We start from the raw sequence: 24,841 nt of genomic DNA on the forward strand, positions 1-24,841 counted from the left end.
CCCTTCGCGTGCTGCGCCTCGGTCGCCCGGTCACTCGGCCCGCGCCGGGCCTGCTCACGCAGCGCCAGCAGCTCCGCCACACGGCCACGGGTGTCACTCGGGTCGCCCTGGGTTTCGTCCACAACGGTCATGTACCGACCCTACGAAGTCCGGCAAGAAAATCCTGCCGTCGACTCCGTACAGTCTCCTGCCCGGTTTCCTGGTGGAGCCTGACAGAAGCCTTGCTCCATGCAGGCGAAGTGCCAGCCCGGACCCCTCACCTTTTGTGGGAACCCAACAGGGGCATCCCCGGTGTTCACTGTGCTCTGCCGCACACCCCGGTCAGCCTGGGCGTGTCGGACGACTGGGCGTCCTGGACCTTCTGGATGTCCTCCAGCCGCTGCCGCACCGGTTCCTCCGGATGGGCGACGGTCAGCAGCACCGCCTCGTAGAACGCGTCCCGCACGGCGGCCGGCATGACGTCGGAGGCGTCCAGGCAGAGCGGCACCCGCTGCTCGGTGAAGCGGCTGCCGATCTCCTTCTCCACCGCGCCCTTCTTGGCCGGAACCGCCGCGTTCGGTGAGAAGACCCCGCCCTTGCGGCCCCAGTCCTCCTGGCCCTCGCGGGAGGCGAGCCGCCTGATCATGTCACGGGCCCGGCCGCCGCGGCCGAACAGCGCGGCGAAGTCGGCCGCCACCTCGTGGGCCTTCACCGTGTACGGGCCGCCGGGCAGCAGCGACGCCGAGTCCACGAAGCCGGCCGCCGCCTTGCGGTCCCCGTAGAAGGCGCGGGCGAAGGAGCCCTGGTGCTCCAGGTCGCAGCCGCCGCCGAAGAGCAGCCCGTGCCCGCCGACCCGGCCCCGGTGGTCGGCGAGAAGCGCGTCGCGGGCGGCTTTCCGGTCCTGGGCGAGCAGTCCGGCCCAGGTGGTCCAGGCGCTGCTCACGCGCTCGTCGGTCCACGCCAGGCCGCCGGTCGCCCAGCGCTCGTAGAGCGTCGGGCCCGCACGCTGGAGGATCAGGTCCTCGATCCAGTCGCTGCCGGGCCAGCCGGACGCGCCGTCGTCGCCCATGCCGATGCACCAGGCGCTCAGCGGGGCGGGGACGGGCTCGGGGGGCTCGCTCCCCCGGTACCAGACGATCGACTTGAGGTCGGCCTTGAGCGGCACCCACAGGTCGTCGGCGATGCCCTTCGCCCCCGGCCGCCACGGGTTCCCGTACTCCTCGCGCTCGTACAGCCCGCTCAGCGGCCGCAGCCGCCCCTCATCGGCGTACTCGACCAGCTCACCGACGCCCGGCAGGATCGCGATGTCGGGCGGGTTGCCGGCCTGGACCTCGGCGAGCAGCACCTCGCGGGTGGCGGCGGTCCCCTGGTAGGTGTACGGGATGCCGAAGCCGTCCAGCACCTCCTTGAACTGCCGTTCCTGGTCGTCGGTCCACGGGCCGAGGATCGTCACCTTCGGCTCCTCGTCGCTGCCGCCGGGGGCCGAGAGGCCGCAGCCGGCGGCGGTCAGGAACAGTGCCAGGACGAGCAGCAGGGCGCGGTGCAGCCGGGTCATCCGGCCCTCCAGTAGTCGGCGTTGAGCCGCCGGCAGATGCCGACGGCCGGCAGCAGGACGATCAGCGCGCCGCCGCCCAGCGCCCCGTAGTAGGTCCAGCTCTGCCAGCGCTGGGCGGCCAGCTCGCCGCGCAGGACCGTGGACTTCTCCGTGACGTCCCGCTGGGAGGCCGCCAGGTCCTGGGTGTCATGGGCGCGTGCCTCGATCGCGACGAGCCGTTCCCTGGCGGTGTCCAGCCGTACCTGGGTGGCGGTGGTCGCCCACAGCGGGACGACGGCCAGGGCGACCGCGGCCAGCAGCGCGAGCAGCAGCCAGGGGTCCTGGCTGCGCCCGCAGCGCACCCGCAGCACCCACAGGGCCGAGAGCGAGGTCAGGGCCAGCACCAGGAGGCCCAGTTCGGCGGCCGCCCAGCCGGTCTGCTGGAGCGCCCCCATGGAGCTGACCCTGTCGACCCGCTGCATCTGGTGCTGCTGCAGGACGTCCAGGCGCGGCACCACTCCGGTGCCCTGCCGTCTGAGGATGCGCTGGGCCTCCTGGAACTTCTCCCGCTGCATCAGGTCGTCGTCCACGTACTTGACCGCGCCCGGGGTCATCGAGCTGCTGTACGAGGTCAGCAGGCCGTTGACCGTTTCGAGCACGCCCCGGCCGCGTTCGCCGTCGATCTGTACGTCGGAGAGCCGGGAGAGCCCCTGGTCGGCGGCGGAGAGCTGGTTCTCGTACCGGGCGCCGGCGCCGATCACGTTGTCGATGCCCTGGTGGACCGAGGCCTCGGCCTCCCAGTGGGCGCGGAGCAGCGCCAGCTGGGTGGCGGAGACCCCCTGGACGGCCGGCGCGCCACGGGTGCGCAGCTCGCCCGCGGAGTTCTGCACCTCGCGGTAGGAGGCGAGCAGGAGGGTCGTCGAGACGATCGCGGTCACCACCAGGACGACCAGGTGCAGTTCGAGCAGCCGCCTGGTGCGGGAGCCGCTCGGGCGGCGGGTCCGCGGGGTGCGTGTCCGACGGGTGGCCCCGGGCATCACAGCCGCCTTCCGCAGGCGATGCAGTACCGGGCGTGCGGCCCGGCGGGGTGGCGGCAGTCCTGGCATGTCAGCGGCTTCCCGATGGGGTGTTCCGGGAGGTCCAGCAGGTGGCCGGAGGCGATGTGCAGTCGGCCCCTGCGCACGGTGCCCGGGTCCACGGTCGGGCCGACCCGGACCAGTCCCCGGGAGCCGTCCAGGATCTCGGCCACCTCGCGGACCTTGTCCAGCACCCAGCCGGCCCCGATCTCGTTGGCCAGCCTGACCGCGAGGCCGAAGTGCTGCTCGGCCTCGCCCCTGGTCAGCGGGTCCAGGGCGAGGTATCCGCGGTCCAGGGCGGTCCGCATCTGGGTGGCGACGTTCATCGCCTGGAGGGTGCCGCCCCCGCCGCCGCTCGCCGCCGCGCCCACCGCGACGCCGGGCGGCAGCCAGCGGACCAGGAGCGGGGCGGTGGAGTCGCCGACGGAGACGGTGGCCAGTTGCAGCAGCACGCCCAGCGGGTCGGTGCTCGCGTCGACGAGCAGGGTGAGGAGGTAGTCGCGGGTGCCCGGCTCCCACTGGTGGGTGGGGAAGTCGAACCGGCGCGGCTCGTCCGGCAGGTGCACCGCTTCGAGCACCTGCCGGCGCGGGGCGGTCTCGGCCAGGGTCACCTCGCGCACCGCCGGGCGTGCCCGCACCGAGACGGGCAGTTCGGGGCTGCGGACCCGGCGCAGCCGCCGCACGGCCTCGGTGACGGCGGGGCCGAACCGGTCCGGCGCGTCGACGGGGCTGCCGTGCAGCCGTTCCGCGACGGCGAGCAGCGGCGCGGGGTCCCAGTCGCCGCCGAGCGCGAGCACGTCCGCGGTGAACCGCCCGGCGCAGCGCCACAGTTCCGCGTCGAGCGCGCTGCCGTCCGGGCCCCGGCCGGGCTCGTCCAGGTCCGGGGCGCCGGTCCCGTCGTCGCTGCTTCCGTCGGTGATCAGGAGCAGGTGCCGTACCGGGAGCGGGCGCTGCGCGAACAGTTCGCGGGCGGCGGTCAGCCAGACCGGGTAGCCGACGGGCGGCCGGTCCCCGGCGGCCGGGGCGATCCGGCCCGCGCTGAACGCGGCCCGGCGCTTCTCCGCCGTGTCGGACAGCGCCCACCGGCCGCGCAGCGGATAGCAGCCGGTCGGGTTCCCGGTGGTGTCGGCGCCGCCCAGGACGGTGAACGAGAGGCCGTCGGGCAGGGCGCGCAGTGCGGTGGCCAGGGCGGCGGCCGCGGCCTCCCGGCGCTCCGCGGTGACGTCCAGCGCGATGACGACGGCGAGTTCGACGGCGGGCACCTCGTCGCTCGAACCGACGCTTGCCGCCTTGACCCGCAGGTGGGCGTCGATCTGCGCGTCGTGGTGCGGCTGCTGATCGCGCCGCACGTCGATGGACACCTTCAGGGCGACGGGCAGCCGCGGGGCGGGCGAGGTGTCGGTAGCGCCCAAGGGGCTGCCTCCAGTGAAGTCGTCGCGGGCGGGCGTCAGGACCGGGTCTGCGGGCGGACCGCGTGCGAGAGGTCGATCAGCCGCTCGTACTCGGCCGGGGCCTGCCGCTGCCGGGCCAGCCAGCGGTAGCACTGCTCCAGTTCCACCCGCACGGCCCGTTCCCCGGGCACGGCCGGGGGCGGCAGGCCGGACCGCGCCCACCGCCCCGGCGGCCTCGGCCCGCCGGCCGCCGCCAGGACCGCGTCGAGCTTCCACTCGTACAGCTCGGTCCGCAGCAGCCAGGCGGGTTCGTCGCCCGTGACCAGCGGGGGGTGCGTACCGGGCGCCGGGTTGAGCAGGGCGAGGCAGGCGTCGATGTCCGCCTCCTCCGGCAGCGGCCGCTCGCCGGCCGCGAGCCGCCCCGCCCGGATGCGGAAGGCGGCGATCCGCGCGACGGTGTGGTCGCGCGACTCGTCGGGCACCAGGTCGAGGACCTCGATGGCCGCGGACCGGTCGCCGCGGGCCAGGGCGAGTCTGGCCAGTCCCAGTGCGGCGCCGACGTGCGAGGGGTTGCGGGCGTGCACGGCGCGGAACAGCTCGTACGCGGAGTGCCCGGCCGGGGCGGTGCCGTCCGCACCGAGCTGTTCCGCGCCGTAGGCGAGCGCCAGCTTGGCCGCGTACTCGCCGGGGAGGGCCCGGTGCACGGCGGAGAACTGCTCCAGGGCCTCTCGCAGCATCGGCCCGCGCTCGTCCAGCACATCGGCGCCGCGCAGCGCGACGAGCCCCCGGTGCCAGCTCAGCCGCCACTCCCGCACCGGCCCCGGTCCCGGTATGGCGGCCGCCGCCTCGACCTGTTCCCGGGCGGCGGCGAGTGCCTCGTCGCCCTCCTGGCCGAGCAGCAGCCGGGCGTTGTGCAGGCAGATCTCCACGGACTGCTCACCGGACGCGGGCTGGGCCAGCGGCTGGCCCGGGTCGTAGCTGCTGACGCCGAAGCGGGCCGCCTGCGGGTCGCCCGGGTAGGGGCGCGGCACCGGCAGCCTGCGGGCGATCTCGGTCGGGGTGGGCAGTCCGGAGTCGAGCGCGGGCGACCGGGGTGTCTCCCGGCGGCCGTACAGCGGGCGGCGCAGCCAGTGCGCGTAGTCGGGCACCGAGCCCAGCCGGACGCCCAGCAGTTCGGTGGACGGGGTGAAGTACTCGGAGGGTTCGGGCTGGTCGCGTTTGCCGCGCAGGGCCCGGATCTCGCGGAGCACTCCGCGCAGTTGTCCCGCCATGTCCTCGGCCGAGCCGAAGCGGCGTTCCGGGTCCTGCGCGGTGGCCCGTTCCACCACCAGCCGGAACGAGCTGATGCCGAGTCCGGGCACGTCGTCCCCGACCGCCCAGCCGGCCAGTTCCGCCAGGGTGAAGCCGACGGTGTGCAGGTCGTGCGCGACGGTCAGCGGTGCGGTGCCGTCCGTCTCGGGCGCGGCGAACCAGGGGGTGATCACCGGGGGCGGATCGGTGGAACCGGCCTTGCGGACCCCGCCGAGGTCGATGACCTTGATGCCGTCGCCGTGGTGGATGACGTTGGACGGCTTCATGTCGCCGTACAGGAAGTCCATGCCGTGCAGATGGGCGAGGGCCTCCAGGATCTGGCAGCCGTAGGTGATGACGTGCTCGATGTCGAGGACGAATTCGCCCCGCCGGGTGGATTCGACGACGGCCGACAGGGTCCGGTCGCCGACGTCCTCCATCACGATGTAGCCGCCGGACACCGTGCCGTCGGCGTTGCGGGTGCTGACGAAGTCGCGGATCTGGACGATGCGTTCGTGCCGGATGGCGACGAGACTGCGGCGCTCCTCGCCGGCCTGGGCCGCGCCGCGTTCCGCGTAGCGGTTGAGGAGCCCCTTGACCGCGACGAGGTCCTCCAGGTGGGTGTCCTCCGCCAGGTACACCCAGCCCTGGCCGCCGTGGGCGATGGGGCCGCGGATCAGGTACTGGTCCTGGAGCGGCGGGCCGCCCTTGGCCAGCTCGGGCCGGTAGGAGTAGGGGGCGCCGCAGCGCGGGCAGTGGCCCTCGTCGGGCGGTGGCGCGGCGGTGTACGGCGGGACGAACGCGACCCCGCAGGCCTTGGCCGAGCACGTCATCACGATGCGCACCGGGCGCTCGGCGGCGCTGAGCCGCTCTGCCGGGCTGCCCGGCTCCAGCAGCGGGAGTTCGAGGAGTCCGGCGGGCCCGTGCTCCTCGGGGGCGGCGGGCAGCGGCGGCAGTCCGGGGTTCGCCTCGTCCCGGCCGCAGGTGTCGCAGTAGCCGGTGGACTGGACGGCCCCGTCGCAGGGGGCCCCGGTGAACCGGCGGTGCGGGCAGGGGATTCTCATGGGCCCGCCGCCGGACCCGGGCCGGTGCGCTGTCCCGGCAGCTCCACGGGTACGGAGCGGGCCCGCTCGTCGAGGTCGGCGCGCAACTCGCGTAACAGCTTCTTCAGCGGGGCGAGTTGTTCGCGCGGGTCCGGGAGTGAGCGCAGGTCGCGCAGTTGACGGCGGCGGGTGGCGGCGTCGGTACCGGGGCGGGGGGCCATGGACGCCGAGTCGAGCAGGCCGTTCAGCCTGACCCACTCCCGTTCGAACCGTTCGGTCCTGCGCACCAGTACCTCGGCCCGCTCGTCGAGGGCCGGTACCAACAGTTCGCGCGCCACCTCGTCCAGTGCCGCGCCTTCGCCGCTGCGGAAGACGACCAGCAGCCGGAAGCCGAGTGCCCGCACCCGCGCCAGCAGGGGTACCAGCGCGCCCGGGTCCGGGTCCTCGTCCAGGCCGATCACGGCGAGCACCGGTCCCGATCCGGCCGGCCGGCCGGCGAGCGAGCGCTCCGGCTCGTCACCGCCCTCCAGGAGCCAGTCGCGGTAGGCGTTGCGCTGGTGCCGGGGCGGCCGCAGCTGTGCCACGAGCGTCTCGACGAGTTCCTCCGGCCGGGTGCGGCCGCCCCGGTGGACGAGGTGGGCCCGGTGGAGCTGGTGGCGCAGTGTGCGGTCCCGGCCGCCGCCGTGCGGGACGACTCCGACCCGAACGGCGGGCTGGTCGACGCCGGTGAACCAGTCGCGCAGCCGCTCGGACAGTCCGCTGTCCCAGCCGTCGGGCCCGCTGAGTTCGGCCACCAGCGGGACGAGTTCGGCGATGCGGTCGACCGGGATCATGTACGAGAACGCGAGGTCGTTCTCGTCGGGCAGTTCCAGTTCCAGGTCACCGCGCCAGCTCACCACCAGGCCGACGACCCGGTCGGTGTGCGGTCCCTCGCCCCGGGTCTGCACGGCCGCGCCGCTGAATCCGGGGCGCACCACCTCGACGTTGCGGCCGGCGTCGAGCTGCACCCACGCGCCGTGCAGTCCGCTGATCCGGCCGGTCAGCCACATGCCGTCGTCGAAGGCCTGGGAGTAGCCGCCGATCCACACCTCCCCGCCGCGCTCCATCCGCCGTCCCAGCGGCGCGGGCGCCGCCTGCGGGCGGGGGCTGTCCAGTGCGAGTACGGCGATGTCCTCACGGGCGGAGCCGTCCCGGCCGGGCAGCCAGCCGTCCGGCGCCACCCGGGCGGCGACCGGCGGGATTCCGGGGTTCTCGGCGAACTCCACCCACATCCGGGCATCGGCTTCCCGCACCACGTGCGCACAGGTCAGCATCCGGTCCTGGGTGAGCAGCACCCCGGCCCCGCACACCTCACCGTCGGGACCGCCGCGGCGTAACCTGAGCCGCCAGTCCGCTCTCAACTCCCCCATGGCTCCTGAGCGTACGCGTGCGGCGGCGGTCCTTCCCAGACTCCCGGCAGACTCCGGCCGCCGGATCACCCCACCGGGGCTACCTGAGGTCACACCTCAGCGTGGCACCGGCCTTCCCCGGGTCCACGCCGAGCACCAGCCGCCGCCCCGTGGCGCGGACCTCGATGCCCGGGTCCGCCGGGACGGCCTCGCGCACCGGACGGTCCCAGACCACTTCGAACGGTGTGCCGCTGCGGTCCGGCGCGCTGACGCGGATCGTGGCCACGCCCCGGCCCTCGCGGACGAGCACGCTGGCCGGCCCCGTCGAGGAGAGGCGTCCGGCCGTGCCCGGCTGCCAGAAGTTGGCGGCGGTCAGCCCGAGGGAGCGGACGGAGACGCCCTGTACGGCGGCGGTGTTGGCGAGCACCGTCAGCCAGTGCCGGTCCGCGGCGCGGGCGGCGACGGTGCGCCGGGAGGCGCCGGGCATCAGGAGGTAGAGGTAGCCGGCCCCGGCCGGGTCGGTGCCGTGGTCGAGCCAGAGCGTCTGCCAGTGGCGGGTGCGCCGCTCGGTGGAGCTGGTGGTGTTGATGTCGGACCAGGCGCCGGTCCTGGCCTCGCGCAGGGTGTGCAGGGCGGCGCCGCCGGGGAGCACCCAGCCGCCGTGTCCCGCCAGATGGGCCCAGCGGGGGCGTTCGCGGTCCTCGACGGTGAGGCTCTGCCCGCCCGCGTCCGGGCCCAGGTTGCGGTTGTCGACGACGGTCTCGACGGGCACCCCGTCGGCGGCGGTGATGCCCGCGCCGAGGCAGATGACCGTGTCCGCCGCGCAGAACCAGGACTTGCGGGCCTCCAGGGTGGAGCCCAGGCCCTTCACGTGCTGGCCGACCGCCGCGAACTCGCCGTCGTGCGCGCCGCCCACCCACCGTGTGTCCGGCCGGGGTTCGCCCCACTCGCCGCCGGCCCGGTCCGCGAGCCGCTTGGTGGAGACGGTGGTGCCGGGCAGCCGGTACGGGTCGACGGTGGGCCAGAACCAGTCGGTGTACTGGCCGCCGCCGTCGGCGCCCTGCCACCAGTAGAGCATTCCGGCCCCGGTGTGCCAGCCGCGCGGGTTCTCGCCGTTGCCGCACTCGTAGGAGCTGATCCGCTCCGACGACATGGCGAGGTTGGCGACCCAGCCGGGGCGCCGGTGCACGGCCCGGTCCATGGCGGCGAACAGGGTGTGGCCGACGGGTTCGGGCGCGGCGGGCACGGGCGCGGCGGCCGCCGCGTGCAGCCGGGCGAGGTCGGCGACGCCGAACTGCGGGGCGGTGAGGACGGGGCTGACGGTGTCCCGTTCGATCCAGCCCTTGATCATGCCGTTCCACCGGTCGCGCTCGGCGGCGGAGGCACCGTTCGCCAGCAGGGCGATAGCCGCGATCAGTCCCTGGCCGTGGAAGTGGTCGCTGCGCATGACCTGGAGTTCGTCGCTCTTGAGGAGCCCCCGGCTGATGGCGCGGCCGTTGACGCTGTCCATCATCAGGCCGTCGTGGATGAGCGGCGCGTAGGCGTGTTCGACGCTGTCCAGGATGACCTGCCGGCCCGGATCCGTGACCTCCCAGGTGGAGCCGGCCAGCAGGGCGAAGAGCCGGCCCAGGCCGTCCAGCATGACCTGGCCGTACGTGCCCGAGTAGGCGATCCAGGTGTGCTGGATGAACGAGCCGTCCGCGTAGAGGCCGTCGCCTTCGGTCACGTACGGGAAGACGGGCGAGAGCGCGTCGCGGGCCAGCGCCGTCCTGGCGTCGTCGCGGCCGAGGATGCCGCGCAGGGCCACGGAGCGGCAGAGGTCGACCCGGTTGGCGCCGGTCGAGGTGCCGCTGTAGTCGGTGAGCGCGGAGTCGGGGATGAAGTGGTCGACGGCGGCGCAGGCGGCCCGGACGCGCTCCTCGCCCAGTTCGTCGCGGAGCACCGCGACGATGTCCATGAGCAGGCGCGGGCTGCCGATCTGCCACTCCCACCAGTTGCCGTAGGGGGTGGTGGACGGGTTGTAGACGGTGGTGGAGAGGTGGTCGAGGCCCTGGACGACGGCGTCGAGCAGCTCCGCGTCGCCGGTGTGGCCGGTGCCCTGCTGGGCGTAGGCCTGGGTCATCGTCCACAGCCGGGTGTAGCTCCAGGTGACGCCGGCCGGCGGGTCGAAGGTGTGCCCGGCCCAGAGCGAGTCGGCGGCGGGGGCCATCGTCGAGCGGAATTCCTCTGCGAGTTCGCCGGTGCCGGCGAGCCGGGAGGCGTAGGGCTCGGCGGCGGGGTCGTAGCCGGTGCCGAGCGAGAGGTCCTTCCAGCGCAGCCGGAGCGTCTCGAACTCGTCTTCGGCCTCGTCCGCGCGGGCCGTGGGGGCGAGCGCGAGGCCCAGTGCGGTGGCGCTGCCGGTGGCGAGAAAGGCACGGCGTGACCAGGCGGGCAGAAGTGACACGAGCAGCCTCCGGTGTGCAAGTCGTTCAGAGGGCCGGACGAGGGCTGGTCTAGCACGCGCTTACTACGGCGGGGAAGGGGGCGGGCCGCCGTCGGACCGCCCCCTTCCCCTCGTGGAGCCGTTCAGCCTCCGCAGTGGAAGCGGGCGCTGCCCCAGTCGGCGTGGTCGTTGCCGTTGCCGTCGCCGCCGTCACCGGCGATCAGCTCGACGTACTTGGCGCCGGTGACGTCCGCCGTCAGCGGCCAGGCGCTGTCGGCGGCCTTGAGGACCGGCGACTTCACCTTCTCCGTGCCGTCCGCCGTCACGGAGAACTGCACGCTGCCCGCGCTCTTCTGCACGTCGTCCACGCCCACCTCGGCGGTGAACGAGGTGCACTTGCCGCCCAGGTAGTAGCGGACCTTCGCGGGCGCGTGGCTGCCGAGGCCCTTCTCGTACACCGTGGAGCCGATGGTCAGCGGGGTGCCGTCGCCGGTGCCGGTCTCGCCGTTGGAGAGGTCGCGCTCGACCGGTCCCCAGCCGTTCTCGGAGGCCGTCCAGTCCAGGTCGCTGGCCCAGCTGTCGGTGGTGGGCGGCGGCGGCAGCGTCCGTACGGAGGTCTGCGCGCCGAGCTTCCGCCGCGCACCGCCGACGGTGTAAGCCGCCTCGGAGCCGAGCTGGTAGGCCCGGTACTCGGCGTCGACCGGCGGGGTGACCTGCCAGCTTCCGGTGACCTTCGCACCGGCCGCGACCGAGTCGAAGGTGACGGGGCCCGCGGGCTCTGCCTTCCAGCCCTCGGGGACGGTCAGGCCCACCGAGACCCCGGTGACGCCGGTGGCCTCGTAGTTGGTGAAGCTCGCCTTCACGGTGTTGTCGGTGCCCGGCTCCAGGGTCTCCGCGGCCGGCTGGACGGTGAGCGTGCCGCAGGCGGCCTGCCCACCCGCGGGCGCCTTGCCGAGGTCGGTCACGGTGAAGCCGTCGAGGGCGAAGTCGGCGCCCTCGGGGGCGTCGTCGCGCTTGCGCAGCCCGGTCCAGGTGTCGCCGCAGCCCGCCGTGACGGTCTCGGTGAAGTGGCCGGTGGTGTGCTGGGCTCCGATGGCGGTGGAGCGGGTCTGTACGGAGTCCGGCTTGCCGTCCGCGGTGATCCGGTCGTAGCCGTCGACCCACTCGTAGGCGCCGGCGTGGCTGGACTGGTAGTCGTACTCGACCCTGTAGCGGTGGCCGTCGGCCATCGGCACGGTCCAGGGCGCGGTCCGGTACACGATCCCGGCGTTCTCCTCGTGGGCCTTGAGGGACTCGCTCCCGCCGAGCACGTCATCGATGAGCTTGCCGTTCCAGCCGGCCTGGGTGTAGGGGGCGTGCAGCTGGGAGATGCTGGTGCGGGGGTCGGTGGAGCCGCCCGCGTCGCCCTTGAGGAAGGGGCCCCAGCCCTGGTCGACGTCCTCGAAGTCCTCGTAGACGACGGTGTTCTTCTTGGTCGCGGGGGCGTTGGCGACGACGCGTACGTCATCGGCGCGGACGGTCGCCGCGCTGCCCTCGGCGGCTTCGACGCGCAGGGTGGTGCGGCCGTTGGCGGGGGCGGTGAAGTTCACCTTGGCCCGCTGGAAGTAGGTGTCGTGCCAGTCGGACGCGGCGACCAGGTCCTTGGCGGTGGAGCGGTCCACGGCGACGGACTTCCCGCCGGCCGACAGGGTGGTGTGCCGGGTCTTTCCGGGCTCGACCTCGATCAGGGCGGAGGCGGTGTAGCGCGCGCCGGGCTTCAGTCCGCCGATGCTCTGGGAGAGCACGGCCGTGCCGGCGCCGGAGAGCTTCGCGCTGTTGCGGCCCTGGCTGTCGGTGTCGCGGACGGCGGTGCCGGTCTTCCACCAGTCGGACAGCCCGGCGTCGTTGAAGCCGGGGTCCTCGACCGGGGTGCCCTCGCCCCACTTCGCGTCGGCGGCCTTCGGCGCCTTGTCCGGGTAGAGCACGTAGGGCTGTCCGGCCTCGGCCTTCAGCGTGATCCTCCCGCCCGCGGGGCGCACCGTGCCGGTCTTGACGCGGCCGTTGTCGGTGAGCTTGTAGACGGTGTACGCGCCCTTCGAGGGCACCGCCCAGCTGCTCGTACCGCCGGACTCGCTGTAGTGGTAGAGCTTCTTGCCGCCGTCCCACGGGAGCAGGTAGTCGGTGCCGCTGAGCACCTTGCGGCCGTGGTCGTAGAAGGTCCGCTTCCCGTCCTCGACCGTGCCGCTCACGCCGCCGGTGAAGGTGATGTCGTTGCCGTCCCAGCGGGTGATCTTCTGCTGCTGGAGGTACTTGGCGGGCAGGTCGCGCTGCCAGATGTTGTCGTAGAAGGAGTTCCAGTCGGTCTCGCCGGTCCAGCCCTCGAACTCGTCGATGGCGCTCTGGCCGAGGACCGGGTCGTTGTTCCAGACGTCCTTCTCGTCGTTGCGGATGAACCGGATGATCCGCGAGTTGAGGCCCTTGTTGGTGGCGCCGCCGTAGTCGAGGTCATTGGCCCAGTGCGACCAGAGCGAACCGCGCTCGAACTTGTCCGCCCATTCGCTGGCCACGTTCCAGCCCTGCGTCTGGAGCGACTGAAGGGTCTTGTCGGCTATCCAGCCGTGCGTGTAGTAGACGTCGATGTACAGCATGCTGAGGTTGCTGTCGGTCTCGTTCCGCAGCTGCTGGAAGCGCTTGGCCAGGTCGCCGCTGTTGATGTCGCGGCGCTGGTCGATGTAGTAGCTCTGGTTCAGCCAGTTCCAGCCGGGCTTGGACTTGTCGACGAGCTTCTCGTCGAAGGCCTTCGCCTCCGGGTAGGCCTCGGTGGCGTTGACGTGGACGCCGAAGGTGGCGCCCCACTTCTTGCCGTCCTTCAGGAGCTCGTTGAGGTCCTTCAGCCCGCCGGCGCGCTTGTTGTAGTTGCCGCCGTAGTCGGGGTGGGCGGAGTCGTGGCCCTCGGAGGCGTACCCCTTGAGGAGCGCGAGCTGTCCGAGGCCGTCGGTGGCCAGCGAGATCCGTTTGACGTCGTCGAGGGTGCGCAGGAAGGGGTGGGTGGCCTGGCTGGCGAAGTTGAACGGGATGTGGGTGATGACCCGGTCCGCGGTGTCCTCGCTGCCGGGCGCGACCACGCCGATGGAGCGGAAGGCGACGGCGCCGTCCTGCCAGTCGACGGTCTTGTCGCCGTTGGCGTCGGGCGTCACGACGACCTTCGCCCAGGGCAGGTTGCCGCCGCTCTCCGGCTCGGGAGCGCCGTCGCCGCGATAGGTCCACTGGCCGGACCAGACACCGACCCGGGTGGAGCCGTCGTCGGCCTTGCGGGCCTGGTGCCAGAAGCGGGCGTCGTCACCGCCGGTGGCGCCGGCCGGCTTGTCGTACGAGGAGTTGGACTCGACGGCGGCCGCCAGCGATCCGGTGTTCACGATCGCGTAGGTGCCGCCGACGGGTGCGGTGTCGGCCTTGGTGGCGTCGGTGACCTTCGCGAAGACGTCGGCGGTCTTCGTCGAGTCGGGGTCGAGCTTCGTGAAGGCGGTGGCGGCCCCCGCGTCGGTGCTCGCGACTGAGACGAGGTCGTGGCCGGGGATGTCGATCGTGCCGACCCGGAAGGCGGCGGTGTCGCGGACGGCGGTCACCTTGAAGGTGGTGGCGCGTCCGGAGACCGAGAGCGAGGCGTCGATCTCGACGCCGGGCAGATCCGCGAAGGTCAGCGTGTAGCGGGCGGCCGATTTGGTGACCTTGGGCGCGCCCTTGAGCTTCACGTCGTGGGCGGTGCCGTTGAGGGTGACGGCGGTGACCGGCCGGGTGGAGCCGGACAGCTGGTTCCCGGAGGCCCGGTCGGTGTACGTAAGGACCCGCGGGAAGTCGTCCGCGACGGCGACGGCGAGCTGCGCGGAGGCGATGACGGCGCCCGCCGGGACGGCCGATTCGGCCGCGGCGGGTGCGGGGGCGGCGGCTGAGGCGGGGAGGGCGGTCCCCACCAGAGCCAGGACGGCGGCTGAGGCGGCGGCAGCAGCGCCCGCCGTAGTGAATCTTGGCGACATGTGCTCTGCGTAGTCTCCGTGTCGGGACACCGTCAACGACGTACGGCTCCGAGGGCCCCTCCAGTCCAACAACCGCTCCGCGTAAGTCCAAGTAGGCCCACGTGGGGTGCGGGATGCGCCGCACCGGCTCCATGTTCAGATGTTGATCACAGTGGCCGGTGACGGACGGGACGGGCACGCCAAGTAGTCCTGCTGGGCGTCGAGTTGTGAAGACCTTTGGTTTTTGAGAGCGCTCTCAGTCACAAGTATTGACGCTCGCCGCAGCCCTCGCGAGAGTGGTGCCCACCGCGGACGCGCTCGTTCCACCTCCCCGCACCTCTCCGCACCTCCCCGCCGTCCGCGATCCTCCTGTCCCCCCGCCGTCCGCCCCCACATCCCCGCATCCCCACACGCACATCCCACCCCCCACGCCTCAGGAGTCCCCTCGTGATTTCGCGCAGACTGTTCCTGACGGGCGGCATCGCCGCCTCCGCGACCGCACTCACCTATCCCGTCTGGGGGAGCGCGCTCAGCCCGAGCGCCTCTGCGGCCGCCGCGACCTGCGAACTGGCCCTGGAGAACAAGTCCCTGTCCGGCAAGGTCAACGCCTACGTCACCGGCCACGAGCAGGGCACCGACCAGTGGGTGCTGCTGCGGGCCGACGGCAGCGTCTACCACCCCGAGTCCCCGGCGGAGCCGCAGACCCCGCTGCCGGTGGACTGCGCCATCCCGCTGAACGCGGCGGGCGACGCACCCGTCGTCGTGACGCTCCCCCAGATGTACGGGGCCCGGGTCTACTTCGTGCACGACGACACCCTGGACTTCTTCCTGAACCCGGGCCCCGCCCTCGTCGAACCGGCCTTCGCCACACCCACGGACGTGAACTACGGGCGCACCTGGTCGTTCTGCGAGTTCACCTTCAACCCGCAGCAGCTGTACGCCAACATCAGCTACGTCGACCTGGTGACCGCGCTGCCGATCGGTCTGACCCTGCGGGGCGACAGCACGCACACCGTGGCCCCGCTCCCGGACGGCGCCGTGCAGAAGATCGCCGACGACCTCACCGCCCAGGCCGCCGCCGACGGGCAGCCCTGGGACCAGCTGGTGAAGCGGGGTCCCGACGGCAACGTACTGCGGGTCATCTCGCCGCAGAACCTGATGGCATCGTCCGGCGGCGACATGCCGTTCGGAAACCTGTTCACCGCGCAGGTCGACGAGGTCTGGGAGAAGTACCGCTCGACGGACCTGCGGATCGACCTCCAGGGCGGGCGCGGCGTCCTCGCCGGCCGGGTCAGCGGCGACACCCTGACCTTCGACGGCGGGCACACCTTCGCCAAACCCAGCTCGCAGGACATCTTCACCTGCAACGGCGGCCCGTTCGCCAACAACCCGGCGGACAACGATGCCAAGAAGGCCCTGCTGGCCCGGATCGCGGCCGGTTTCAACCGCTCGATCATGCTCAGCCACCCGGACCAGCCGAACGGCACCACGGTGGCGGACTACTACCAGGGCGATGTGACCAACCACTGGTCGCGGATCGTGCACGCCAACAGCCCGATCGGTTACGCCTTCCCGTACGACGACGTACGCCCCGACGGTGAGCCGGACGTCTCGGGCGCCGCGAACGACGGCAACCCGACGCGCTTCACCGTGAGCGTCGGTTCCTGACCTCCCCCGCGGAGACCGGCAGGGCCCCCGTCCGGGCGGGACGGGGGCCCTGTCCCGCAGGGGGCCGTGCGGGCGGGGCGGGCCCTCGCAGGACGCCGCCGGCCGACGGGTCCCGCGGACACGGCCCGAGGGGGCCGGGGCGGTGCCGCGGAATTCGGCGCTCCATTCCGACCGGCTCGCGAACACCCTTTCCACAAACAGACGTTCGCACCAAGCACTTACGACAACGGGCAACAAATGGGAATCGCTCCATTGGTCGGACCGGTGACGGCACCCATTCACCGGCCTCGGATTCCACCCCCTTCCCCTTTGCCGCCGACTCCCTTACCTGCGAAGACGGCCCATGCACCGAGGGCAGTCAATTACCGGGCGGAACACGGCTCTTGACGCCATAATCCGGTGCACGACACCGTGCCTGTCATGCGACAGAACAGAGTGGCTCAGCTCATGGCCGCGGTCGCGGCCACCGCCGGAATACTCCTTTCCGTTCCGGCGACCGCCCAGGCGGCGCCCACCCCCCACCACGGCCTGCGTTCGTTCCAGGCGGCGCACGGACTCCGGCCCACCGGCACGGTCGACGCGGCGACCGCCCGGTCGCTCCAGGCGGCTCCGGACAGCGAACTGCGGACGGTCTTCAGGGTCGCCGCCGACCTCGGTCCGGCCGAACTCGCCAATGCCCGTACGGTCATCGGCGTCGGCAAGGGCGCCCAGATCCCGGATCAGGGGCAGGTCATCGCACTGATGACGGCCATGCAGGAATCCAAGTTCGTCAACTACACGACGCCGGTCGACCACGACTCGCTCGGCATCTTCCAGCAGCGGCCCAGCACCGGCTGGGGCACCCCGGAACAGATCACGGACGTCCCCACGTCGTCCAAGTCGTTCTACGGGGTGGCCCCGTTCGGCAGCAATCCGGGCCTGATCCAGATCGCGGACTGGCAGACCAGGCCGCCGGGCGAGGTGTGCCAGGCCGTGCAGGTGTCGGCCTTCCCCGACGCCTACGCCCAGTGGGAGCAGTTCGCCCGCGATCTGCTGGCCCAGGAGGGCCCCACCGTCGACCCGATCTACTGATCCCGCACCGCAACGTCACTGCCGCTACCCCCACACACAGGCGCCCCCGCCCTTCCGGGCGGGGGCGCCGTCGTGCGCGCGGCCGGGGGCCTCAGACCGGGGAGCCCACCGCGAGTTCCCGCCGGGCCCGTGCCGCGGCGCCGACCGGTACGGCGTCGGCGCCCAGGCCGGACCGGACCAGCCGGACGGGGTGACCGCTCACCGGCGGTTCCGCGGCCAGTGACGCGAGGACGACCGGGCCCAGCAGCGGCCAGGCGCGGCTGACCCCGCCGCCCACGACCACCGTCGTGATGTCGACGACCCCCGCCGTCATCACGATGGCCCGCGCGATGCCGGCACCGGCGGCCCGGTACACCGCGAGCGCGTCCTCGTCACCGCGCTCCGCCGCCCCCGCGACCTCGCGGGCGGTCAGCCGCCGGCCGGTGCGCTCCGCGTAGCGGGCGCCGATGGAGCGGCCGGCGGCCAGGGTCTCCAGATGCCCCCGTCCGCCGCACGAGCAGGGCAGGTCACCGAAGCCGGGGATGTGCCCGATCTCGCCGGCCGCGCCGTGCGGGCCGGTGAACAGCCTGCCGCCGCTCCACAGCGCGCCGCCGACGCCGGTGCCGAGGGTGATCCCGAGGACGTCCGGCTCGTCCCGGACCGCGCCGCCCGACGTCTCCCCGTACAGGAAGGCGTTGACGTCGTTGTCCAGGAAGGCCGGGACTCCCAGCGCCTCCCCGACCGCGTCCGTCACCCCGAAACCGGCCCAGCCGGTGAAGGAGTCGCTGGCCACCAGGATGTGACCGGTACCGGAGTCCACGACACCGGCGGCGCCGACCCCGCAGCCGGTGAGCCGCCCGGGAGTGCGCTCCAGCAGCGGGGTGAGCGCGTCCAGGGCCGCCCGGATCATGGCCGGGCCGCCGTGAGCCGCCGGGGTCGCCGTCTCGGCCCGGTCCAGGACGGTCAGCCCGTCGTCGCACAGGACCACCTGGGTGGTGGTGCCGCCGATGTCCACGCCGGCGAAGAGGCTGCGGTCGTACGGGTTCATGCCCGGTCCTCCGTCCGGACGGCCGAGAGGGCGGCCAGGCGCTCGGCCCTGCGGCCGCGCTGGATCACCGGGTCCGGCACCGGCACGGCGGCCAGCAGGCCGCGCGTGTAGTCGGTCTCCGGATGCAGGAGGGTCGCCCCGGTGGGGCCCTGCTCCTGGATCCGGCCGCCCCGCAGCACCACGACGCGCTGCGCGAAGTGCTGGACGACGGCCAGGTCGTGGGAGACGAAGAGGCAGGCGAAGCCGAGCTCGTCCTGGAGCTCGGAGATCACTTCCAGTACGGCCTGCTGCACGCTCACGTCGAGCGCGCTGGTGGGTTCGTCGGCCACCAGCAGCCGGGGCTCCAGGACCAGCGCACGGGCCAGGCTCACCCGCTGGCGCTGACCGCCGGACAGCTCCCGGGGTGCCCGGTCCGCGACCTCGCGCGGCAGCCGGACGCGGTCGAGGATGGCGGCCACCTTGCTCCGGCGGTCCTTGGCGGAGATACCCCGGTGGTGGACCCTGAGCGGCTCGGCGACGCACTCACCGACCGTCATCCGGGCGTCCAGCGAAGCGACCGGGTCCTGGAGGACCACTCCGATGCCGGCCCGCAGGGCGCGGCGGGCCCGGGACCGGACGCGCCCCAGGTCCGTGCCGAACAGCGAGACCGTGCCTGAAGTCGGCGCGATCAGGCCGAGCGCGACCCGGGAGGCGGTGGACTTGCCGGAACCCGACTCGCCCACCAGCCCCAGGGTCTGGCCCGGGTGCACGGCGAAGGAGACACCGTCCAGCGCCCGAACGGCGTTCCGGCCCCGGCCGAAGTCCACGCGCACGTCGCGGAGTTCGGCCACCGGCTCGGCGTCCGGGGCCGCGATGGAGGTAACCGGAGTCGCGGTGGCGGCCGCCGGGGCCGCCTGGCCCGCCTCGGCCACCGACAGGCGGGGCACGGCGGCCAGCAGGCGGCGGGTGTAGTCGTGGGACGGCCGCAGGAGCACGTCCTCGACCGGCCCGGTCTCCACGATCTCGCCGCGGTACATCACGGCGACCCGGTCCGCGAAGTCCGCGACGACGCCCATGTTGTGGGTGACCAGCAGGACGCCGGTGCCGGTCTCGGCGGCGAGCCGGCGCAGCAGGTCGAGGATCTCGGCCTGCACCGTGACGTCCAGCGCGGTGGTCGGCTCGTCGGCGATCAGCAGGGCCGGGTTGTTGGCGATGGCCATCGCGATGACCACGCGCTGGCGCTGCCCGCCGGAGAGCTGGAAGGGGTAGGCCGTGGCCCTCTTCTCCGGTTCGGGGATGCCGACCTTGCGCAGGAGCCCGACGGCCTCCGCGGCGGCGTCCTTGGGGGACATCTCGCGGTGGTTGCGGATCACCTCGGCGATCTGCCTGCCGACCCGGGTCAGCGGATCGAGCGCGGTGGCCGGCTCCTGGAACACCATGGAGGCGGTCCGGCCGCGCAGCGACGCGAGTTCGCTCTCACGGGCGCCGACCACCTGGGTGCCCGCGATGACGGCGCTGCCGGTGGCACGGGCGTTGCCGGTCAGCAGGCCCATCGCGGCCAGCGCGATGGTGGATTTGCCGGAGCCCGACTCGCCGACGAGGGCGAGCGTCTCGCCGGGTCCGACGTGCAGGGAGACCCCTCGCACGGCCGGCACCTCACCGGTCTCCGTGGTGAAGACGACGCCGAGGTCGTCGAGTTCGAGAATCGGTCCGGCCGGCGGTGCGGCGGGACCCTTGGTGACGGTCATCCGCGTCCCCTCACGTCGAATGCGTCGCGGAGCCCGTCCCCGATCGCGTTGAACGCCCACACCACCAGGATGATGGCCAGGCCCGGCGGAATGATGAGCCACCAGTAGCCGGAGTACGCGGCCGTGAGACCGGCCGACAGCATGCCGCCCCAGTCGGTGGCCGGGGGCTGGACGCCCAGGCCCAGGTAGGAGACGTAGGCGATGAGCAGGATGGCGTCGGCGATCTGGAAGGTGGCCGCGACGATGATGGTCGAGACCGAGTTCGGCAGGATGTGCCGGATGATCGCCCGGCCGTGCGTCCCGCCGATCGCCCGGAGCGTCAGCACGTAGTCGCGGTTCTTCAGGCTCAGCGTCTCCGCCCTGATCAGGCGTGACGGCACCAGCCAGGAGACGAAGCCCAGGATGACGATCATTCCCGTCAGGTCCGGGGTGGTGATCGCCGAGACCACCAGCAGGATGAAGAGCGCCGGGATGGCGATCCCCGCGTCCACGACCCGCATCATGACCGCGTCGACCCAGCCGCCCGCGTAGCCGGCGACGGCGCCCCACAGGGTGCCGATGACGGTGGCCAGCACGCCCGCGGCGAGACCGACGATGAGCGACACCTTGCCGCCGTACATGAGCCGGCCCAGTACGTCGTGGCCGACGGCGTCGGTGCCCAGCCAGTGCGAGCCGCTGGGCGCGAGGTTGACCTGCTGGAGCATCGTGTGGGTCTGGTCGGTGGAGTACACCAGCGGACCGACGAAGCAGAACAGGAAGAAGAAGGCCACGACGCCGAGCCCTACGACAGCGAGCCGGTTGCGGCGGAAGCGGCGCAGCGCGAGGCGGGAGCCCGACGCCGCGGGGGCGGTGGCCGTGGCGGGCACCTGGCCCGGCTGGATGACGGCGCTCATGCCCGGCCTGCCTTCACTCGGGGGTCGATGACACGCTGGACGATGTCGGCGAGGAGCGTCCCGGTCACCGTGGCGACCGCGATGACGAGCACGCAGCCCAGGAGCACCGGGTAGTCGGAGGACTGGGCGGCGGTCCAGAAGAGCAGGCCCATGCCCGGGTAGTTGAAGAGCTGCTCGACCACCAGCGCACCGCCGAACAGCACCGGCACGTAGTACCCGAGCATGGCGACCACGGGCGTCAGCGAGTTGCGGAACACATGGCGCCACAGGAGGGCGCGGGAGCGGGTGCCGCCGGCCCGCGCCGTCCTGACGTAGTCCTCGGAGAGGTTCTCCAGGGTGGCCGCCCGCATGTAGCGGCTGAACACCGCGATCATCGAGGCGGCGCCCGCGACCACCGGCAGGACCAGTGCCTGCGGATCGGAGATCACCTGGGCGAGCGTGTCGCCCTGCGGTGCCTGGGAGGGGAACCACGGCAGCGTCTGGCTGAACACCAGTACCAGGATCAGCCCGAGGAAGTACACGGGCGTGGAGTAGGCGATGAAGCTCAGCGTGGTGATGACGTAGTCCGCCGGCTTGTTGCGCCGCATGGCCTGCCACATGCCCAGCGGGATCGCCAGCACCAGGCCGACGACCGCCGACAGGACGGTGAGCAGCAGGGTCTTCGGCAGCCGTTCGGTGATGAGCTGGGACACCGGCTCGTTGAGGGTGTACGAGGTCCCGAAGTCGCCGTGCAGCAGCTGGTTCAGGTAGTAGAAGTACTGCACGGGCAGCGGCTTGTCGAGGCCCTGTTCGTGGTTGAAGGACGTGATCTGCTGCGGGGTGGCCTGCGGGCCGAGGATCCCGCGTGCGGGACCCCCGGGCAGGGCGTGCAGCAGACCGAAGACCACGATCGTCACGATGACGATCACCACGACGGCCTGGAGGACCCGCCTGATCAGGTAAGAGGAAGTGCTCATGTGTATTCCGGTCGCTTCGGCTCAGTGGTGCGCATGGTCGCCAACCGGGCTTACTTGTTGGTCCACTTCCACATGGCGGGGTGGAAGTTGGCCAGCGAGTCCTGGGCGAAGCCGCCGAGGCCGCTCTTGACCACGGAGACCTGGTAGTCGGGTTCCGGCAGCCAGACCACCGGAAGGTCCTCGGCCAGGGCGGCGCTGTACTTCTGCATGGCTGCGGGCGAGGAGTCGGTGGTGGTCTCGCCGATCAGCTTGTCCACGGCGGGGTTGGAGTAGCTGCCGAAGTTGGAGGCGCCGCCGGTGGCGAAGAGGGAGTCACCGCTGGGGTAGGCGGGGAAGTACCAGCTGCCGGCGCTGCCGAAGAAGGAGAGCTGCCACTTGCAGCCGGAGTCGCCGGCCTTGCACTGACCGGCCTGCGCGAGAACCGAGTTGACCGGCGCGGTCTTGATTCCGAAGCCGATTCCGGACTTGGCGAAGGACGACTGGAGGGCGCTCATCAGGTTGTCGGTCACGGTCGAGCCGGACTGCGACAGCACCTGCATCTGGAACTTCGTGCCCTTGTCGACCCCGGCGCCGCACTGGTCGTCGCCGCTGCCCGGGTGGGTGCAGACCATGGTGGCGCCCTGCTGGGTCCAGCCGTGGTCCGTGAGCAGCTTCTTCGCCTTGTCGGTGGAGAAGGGGTACGGGTTGCTCTTCTGCTTCGGGGAGACGAAGGCGGAGGTCTGGCCCTGCGGAACGGGGCCGTAGGTCGAGACGGCGGTGCCGTTGAAGATCACCTTGGAGAGGGTCGCCTGGTCCACCGACATCTGGATCGCCTGGCGGGCGTAGAGCTGCTTGAAGACCGGGCCCATGGTGGGGTTGTTGAAGTTGTACGGCATGTACGTGATCGCCCAGCCGGCCCACGGCTTGAGGGTGTAGCCCTTGGCGGTGAAGGACGCTTCCTGGCTGAGGTTGGTGGCGTTGATGTAGCCGTAGTCGACCGTGCCGGCCCGGAGCGCGTTCTCCTCCGCGTCCGCGGTGGTGAACGGGAGCAGGTTCACCGTCTTGATGTTGGCCTTGCCGCCGCCGTCGTACTTGGCGTTGGCGAGGAGCTGCACCTTGCCCGCCGTGGAGAACGACTTGATGGTGTACGGGCCGCTGACCGTCTTCCAGAGCGGGTCGGTGGCGTAACCGGAGATCTTCTTGGCGGCGGTGTTGAGGTACGCCCAGACCTTCTTGGCGCCCGCGGCGGTGAGGTCGAGGTCGGAGACCTTGCCCGCGTCGCCGGTCTTGTCCCAGACGTGCTGCGGCATCGGGCGGATCATGCTCAGCTCGTTGGCGAGCATCCACTGCGTGTTGTAGGCCTTGTCGAACGTGATCGTGAAGTGCGTGTCGTCCACGATCTTCAGCGACGTCCAGTTGTCCGGCGCCTTGCCCGGACTGTAGCTGGCCCAGTCCTCCTTGTTGGCCTTGACCAGGTTGAACCAGAACTGCACGTCGCGCGAGGTGATCTTCTCGCCGTCGCTCCAGTGCCGGGCGCCGAGGGTGATCCTGACGCTCTTGCTGTCCTTCGCGAAGTCGGCGCCGGTGGCCAGCGAGTTGTCCTTGTTCCAGCCGACCTTGCCGGTGGAGCCGTCGTACGCGATCAGCGGCTCCCAGAGGGACTGGGATATCGAGGCGTTGTTGGTGTTCAGGTGGGAGGCGGTGCCGACCGGGAGGATCCAGTTCGGCGTGAAGTTCGCCGGCAGCGCGTAGTTGATGCTGTCCTTCGAGCCGGCGCCGGACGAGGTCGTGCCCCCGCCGGAACAGCCGGACAGCAGAACGGCCGCCGTGGTGGCGACGCCCGCGGTGAGGGCCCAGCGGCGGCTGTTCGCCGTGCGGGTAAGGATCATGACTCTCCTCGGAATGAAAGGGCCCGCAGCCGCTCAGAGGGGTCGGCGCTGCGTTCACGACAGCTAACGCCGCCATTGCCGAAGAAACAAACAAGAATTAATAACAAGTAAGTTACTGCACTTTCGACGAAAGCCCTCCCGTCCGATTTGGCCCGACAACTTAGGGCAGCTTGGGGTGATATAGGGGATTTTACGGGTGACGCACTTCCTTCATTGGACTGTTCCCCTCTGCGAAGCTCGGGCGTATCGTCTTGGCCACATACCCCGTTGCGGAAGTAACTTTGTACATGACTGGAATAAGTACGTGGGACCGCAAGGCCACGAAAGGGACCCCGTCCCTGGCCGTGCGCGTTCTGGAACTGATCGCATCGGGCGAGGCGACGTCACGTACCGAACTCGCCAGACGCCTCGGGGCCGCGGCCTCCACCGTCTCCCTCACCGTGGGGCACCTGGTGGACCGCGGCCTGGTCGCGGAGGAGGGCACCCAGTCCTCCACCGGTGGGCGCCCCCGCAAGGCGCTGCGGATCGGGAGCCGTGACGAGTTCGCCGTCGCCGCCGACCTCGGCGGCCGGCACGCCAGGATCGGCGTGGTGCTTCCGGGCGGCGGCCTCAGCGAGGTGTCGACCGTCCCCTTCGTGATCGCCGACGGGCCCGAGGCCGCCCTGCCCCGGCTGGCCGAGGCCCTGGAAGCACTGGCGGAACAGCGCGGACCCGGCCGCCTGCGCGGGGTCGGGCTCTCGCTGCCCGGCCCCGTGGACATCGCCTCTGGCTCCGTCGTGCGGCCTTCGCGGATGCCCGGCTGGCACCGCTTCCCGGTCACCGCCTGGCTGGAGGAGCGCTTCGGGGTCCCGGCGGCCGTGGACAACGACGCCAACTGCATGGCGGTCGGCGAACACACCGTCCGGCTCGACGGGAACGCGCAGACGATCATGGTGAAGATCGGGTCCGCGATCGGAGCGGGCGTGATGGCCGAAGGGCGCCTCTACCGCGGCGCGACCGGCGCCGCCGGGGACATCACCCACATCCGGATCGACGCGGGCGCCGGCATCCCCTGTTCCTGCGGCAACACCGGCTGCCTGGAGACCGTGGCGTCCGGCGCCGCGCTGGTCCGCATCCTGCGCGAGCGCGGGGCCGATGTGAGCAGCACGCAGGACGTGGCCCGGCTGGCCCTGGACGGCGATCCGCTGGCCACCCGCACGGTCCGCAGGGCCGGCGACTACCTGGGCCAGGTACTGGCGGCCAACGTCAACTTCTTCAACCCGGACGCCGTCTACCTCGGCGGCATCCTCTCCACCCTGGAGCAGTTCGTCGCCGCGGTGCGCAGCCGGCTCTACGAGAGCTGCCACCCGCTCGTCACCGAGCACCTCACCATCGAGCGGACCAGGCTCGGCGCCGACGCCGGGCTGGTCGGCGCCGGGCAGTTCGCCCTGCAACGCGCCCTGGCCCAGGCCCTGCACGAGGTGGGCGGAGCCGAACGGTTCGGCACTCTCGCCCCCCGTCACCTCTGACACCCGAC

Annotated in this window: 15 protein-coding genes; 3 read left to right on the plus strand and 12 right to left on the minus strand. The window is 72.1% G+C overall.

The genetic code is table 11. The features are described 5' to 3' along the window. Positions 1-295 precede the first annotated feature (295 nt). The 7 genes from ACIP89_RS35740 to ACIP89_RS35770 all read right to left on the minus strand — a co-directional run bounded on the left by ACIP89_RS35740 (position 296) and on the right by ACIP89_RS35770 (position 14,136). On the minus strand, positions 296-1,534 hold the full coding sequence (locus ACIP89_RS35740; protein ID WP_401928285.1) for a carbohydrate ABC transporter substrate-binding protein: 1,239 nt from the start codon (positions 1,532-1,534) through the stop codon (positions 296-298). Continuing rightward, the gene (locus ACIP89_RS35745; protein ID WP_401933588.1) at positions 1,531-2,550 is read right to left on the minus strand and encodes a hypothetical protein; all 1,020 of its coding nucleotides are present in this window, start codon (positions 2,548-2,550) and stop codon (positions 1,531-1,533) included. The genes ACIP89_RS35740 and ACIP89_RS35745 overlap by 4 nt, the downstream gene beginning before the upstream one ends. Then, complete coding sequence (locus ACIP89_RS35750) at positions 2,550-4,001, minus strand: hypothetical protein (RefSeq protein ID WP_401928279.1); 1,452 nt, start codon at positions 3,999-4,001, stop codon at positions 2,550-2,552. The genes ACIP89_RS35745 and ACIP89_RS35750 overlap by 1 nt, the downstream gene beginning before the upstream one ends. 35 nt (positions 4,002-4,036) lie before the next feature. Next, a complete protein-coding gene (locus ACIP89_RS35755) occupies positions 4,037-6,334 on the minus strand; it encodes a tetratricopeptide repeat protein (RefSeq protein WP_401928277.1) in 2,298 nt (765 codons plus the stop codon). Further along, entirely contained in the window at positions 6,331-7,722 is a 1,392-nt protein-coding gene (locus ACIP89_RS35760) for a trypsin-like peptidase domain-containing protein (RefSeq protein WP_401928275.1), read from the minus strand. The genes ACIP89_RS35755 and ACIP89_RS35760 overlap by 4 nt, the downstream gene beginning before the upstream one ends. A 79-nt stretch (positions 7,723-7,801) precedes the next feature. Continuing rightward, entirely contained in the window at positions 7,802-10,144 is a 2,343-nt protein-coding gene (locus ACIP89_RS35765) for a polysaccharide lyase 8 family protein (RefSeq protein ID WP_402118614.1), read from the minus strand. Between the two features lie 122 nt (positions 10,145-10,266). Next, on the minus strand, positions 10,267-14,136 hold the full coding sequence (locus ACIP89_RS35770) for an endo-alpha-N-acetylgalactosaminidase family protein (RefSeq protein ID WP_402118615.1): 3,870 nt from the start codon (positions 14,134-14,136) through the stop codon (positions 10,267-10,269). 426 nt (positions 14,137-14,562) lie between these two features. Between ACIP89_RS35770 and ACIP89_RS35775 the strand changes: the two genes are divergently transcribed. Then, on the plus strand, positions 14,563-15,783 hold the full coding sequence (locus ACIP89_RS35775) for a glycoside hydrolase family 64 protein (RefSeq protein WP_402118617.1): 1,221 nt from the start codon (positions 14,563-14,565) through the stop codon (positions 15,781-15,783). Between the two features lie 420 nt (positions 15,784-16,203). Next, the gene (locus tag ACIP89_RS35780; protein ID WP_401928266.1) at positions 16,204-16,854 is read left to right on the plus strand and encodes a peptidoglycan-binding protein; all 651 of its coding nucleotides are present in this window, start codon (positions 16,204-16,206) and stop codon (positions 16,852-16,854) included. A 91-nt stretch (positions 16,855-16,945) separates the two neighbouring features. Here the strand turns inward: ACIP89_RS35780 and ACIP89_RS35785 are convergent, their stop codons facing one another. Genes ACIP89_RS35785 through ACIP89_RS35805 form a run of 5 tightly spaced genes read right to left on the minus strand, consistent with a single transcriptional unit; the run spans position 16,946 to position 23,325 of the window. Then, a complete protein-coding gene (locus tag ACIP89_RS35785) occupies positions 16,946-17,881 on the minus strand; it encodes an ROK family protein (protein WP_401928263.1) in 936 nt (311 codons plus the stop codon). Next, positions 17,878-19,608 carry a dipeptide ABC transporter ATP-binding protein gene (locus ACIP89_RS35790; protein ID WP_402118620.1) on the minus strand — a complete coding sequence of 577 codons (1,731 nt, stop codon included), beginning with the start codon at positions 19,606-19,608 and terminating at the stop codon, positions 17,878-17,880. The genes ACIP89_RS35785 and ACIP89_RS35790 overlap by 4 nt, the downstream gene beginning before the upstream one ends. Beyond that, positions 19,605-20,501, minus strand: a complete 897-nt coding sequence (locus ACIP89_RS35795; protein WP_327339209.1) for an ABC transporter permease — start codon at positions 20,499-20,501, stop codon at positions 19,605-19,607. The genes ACIP89_RS35790 and ACIP89_RS35795 overlap by 4 nt, the downstream gene beginning before the upstream one ends. Then, entirely contained in the window at positions 20,498-21,457 is a 960-nt protein-coding gene (locus ACIP89_RS35800; protein ID WP_073738710.1) for an ABC transporter permease, read from the minus strand. Before ACIP89_RS35800 ends, ACIP89_RS35795 begins: the two co-directional genes overlap by 4 nt. 50 nt (positions 21,458-21,507) lie before the next feature. Beyond that, positions 21,508-23,325: a peptide ABC transporter substrate-binding protein gene (locus tag ACIP89_RS35805; protein WP_401928257.1), complete on the minus strand. Its 1,818-nt coding sequence runs from the start codon at positions 23,323-23,325 to the stop codon at positions 21,508-21,510. A 287-nt stretch (positions 23,326-23,612) separates the two neighbouring features. Between ACIP89_RS35805 and ACIP89_RS35810 the strand changes: the two genes are divergently transcribed. After that, positions 23,613-24,833, plus strand: coding sequence for an ROK family protein (locus tag ACIP89_RS35810; protein ID WP_401928255.1), 1,221 nt, complete (start codon positions 23,613-23,615; stop codon positions 24,831-24,833). Positions 24,834-24,841 lie beyond the last annotated feature (8 nt).

Source organism: Streptomyces sp. NPDC088730 (genome assembly GCF_044751215.1).
GTDB lineage: Bacteria > Actinomycetota > Actinomycetes > Streptomycetales > Streptomycetaceae > Streptomyces.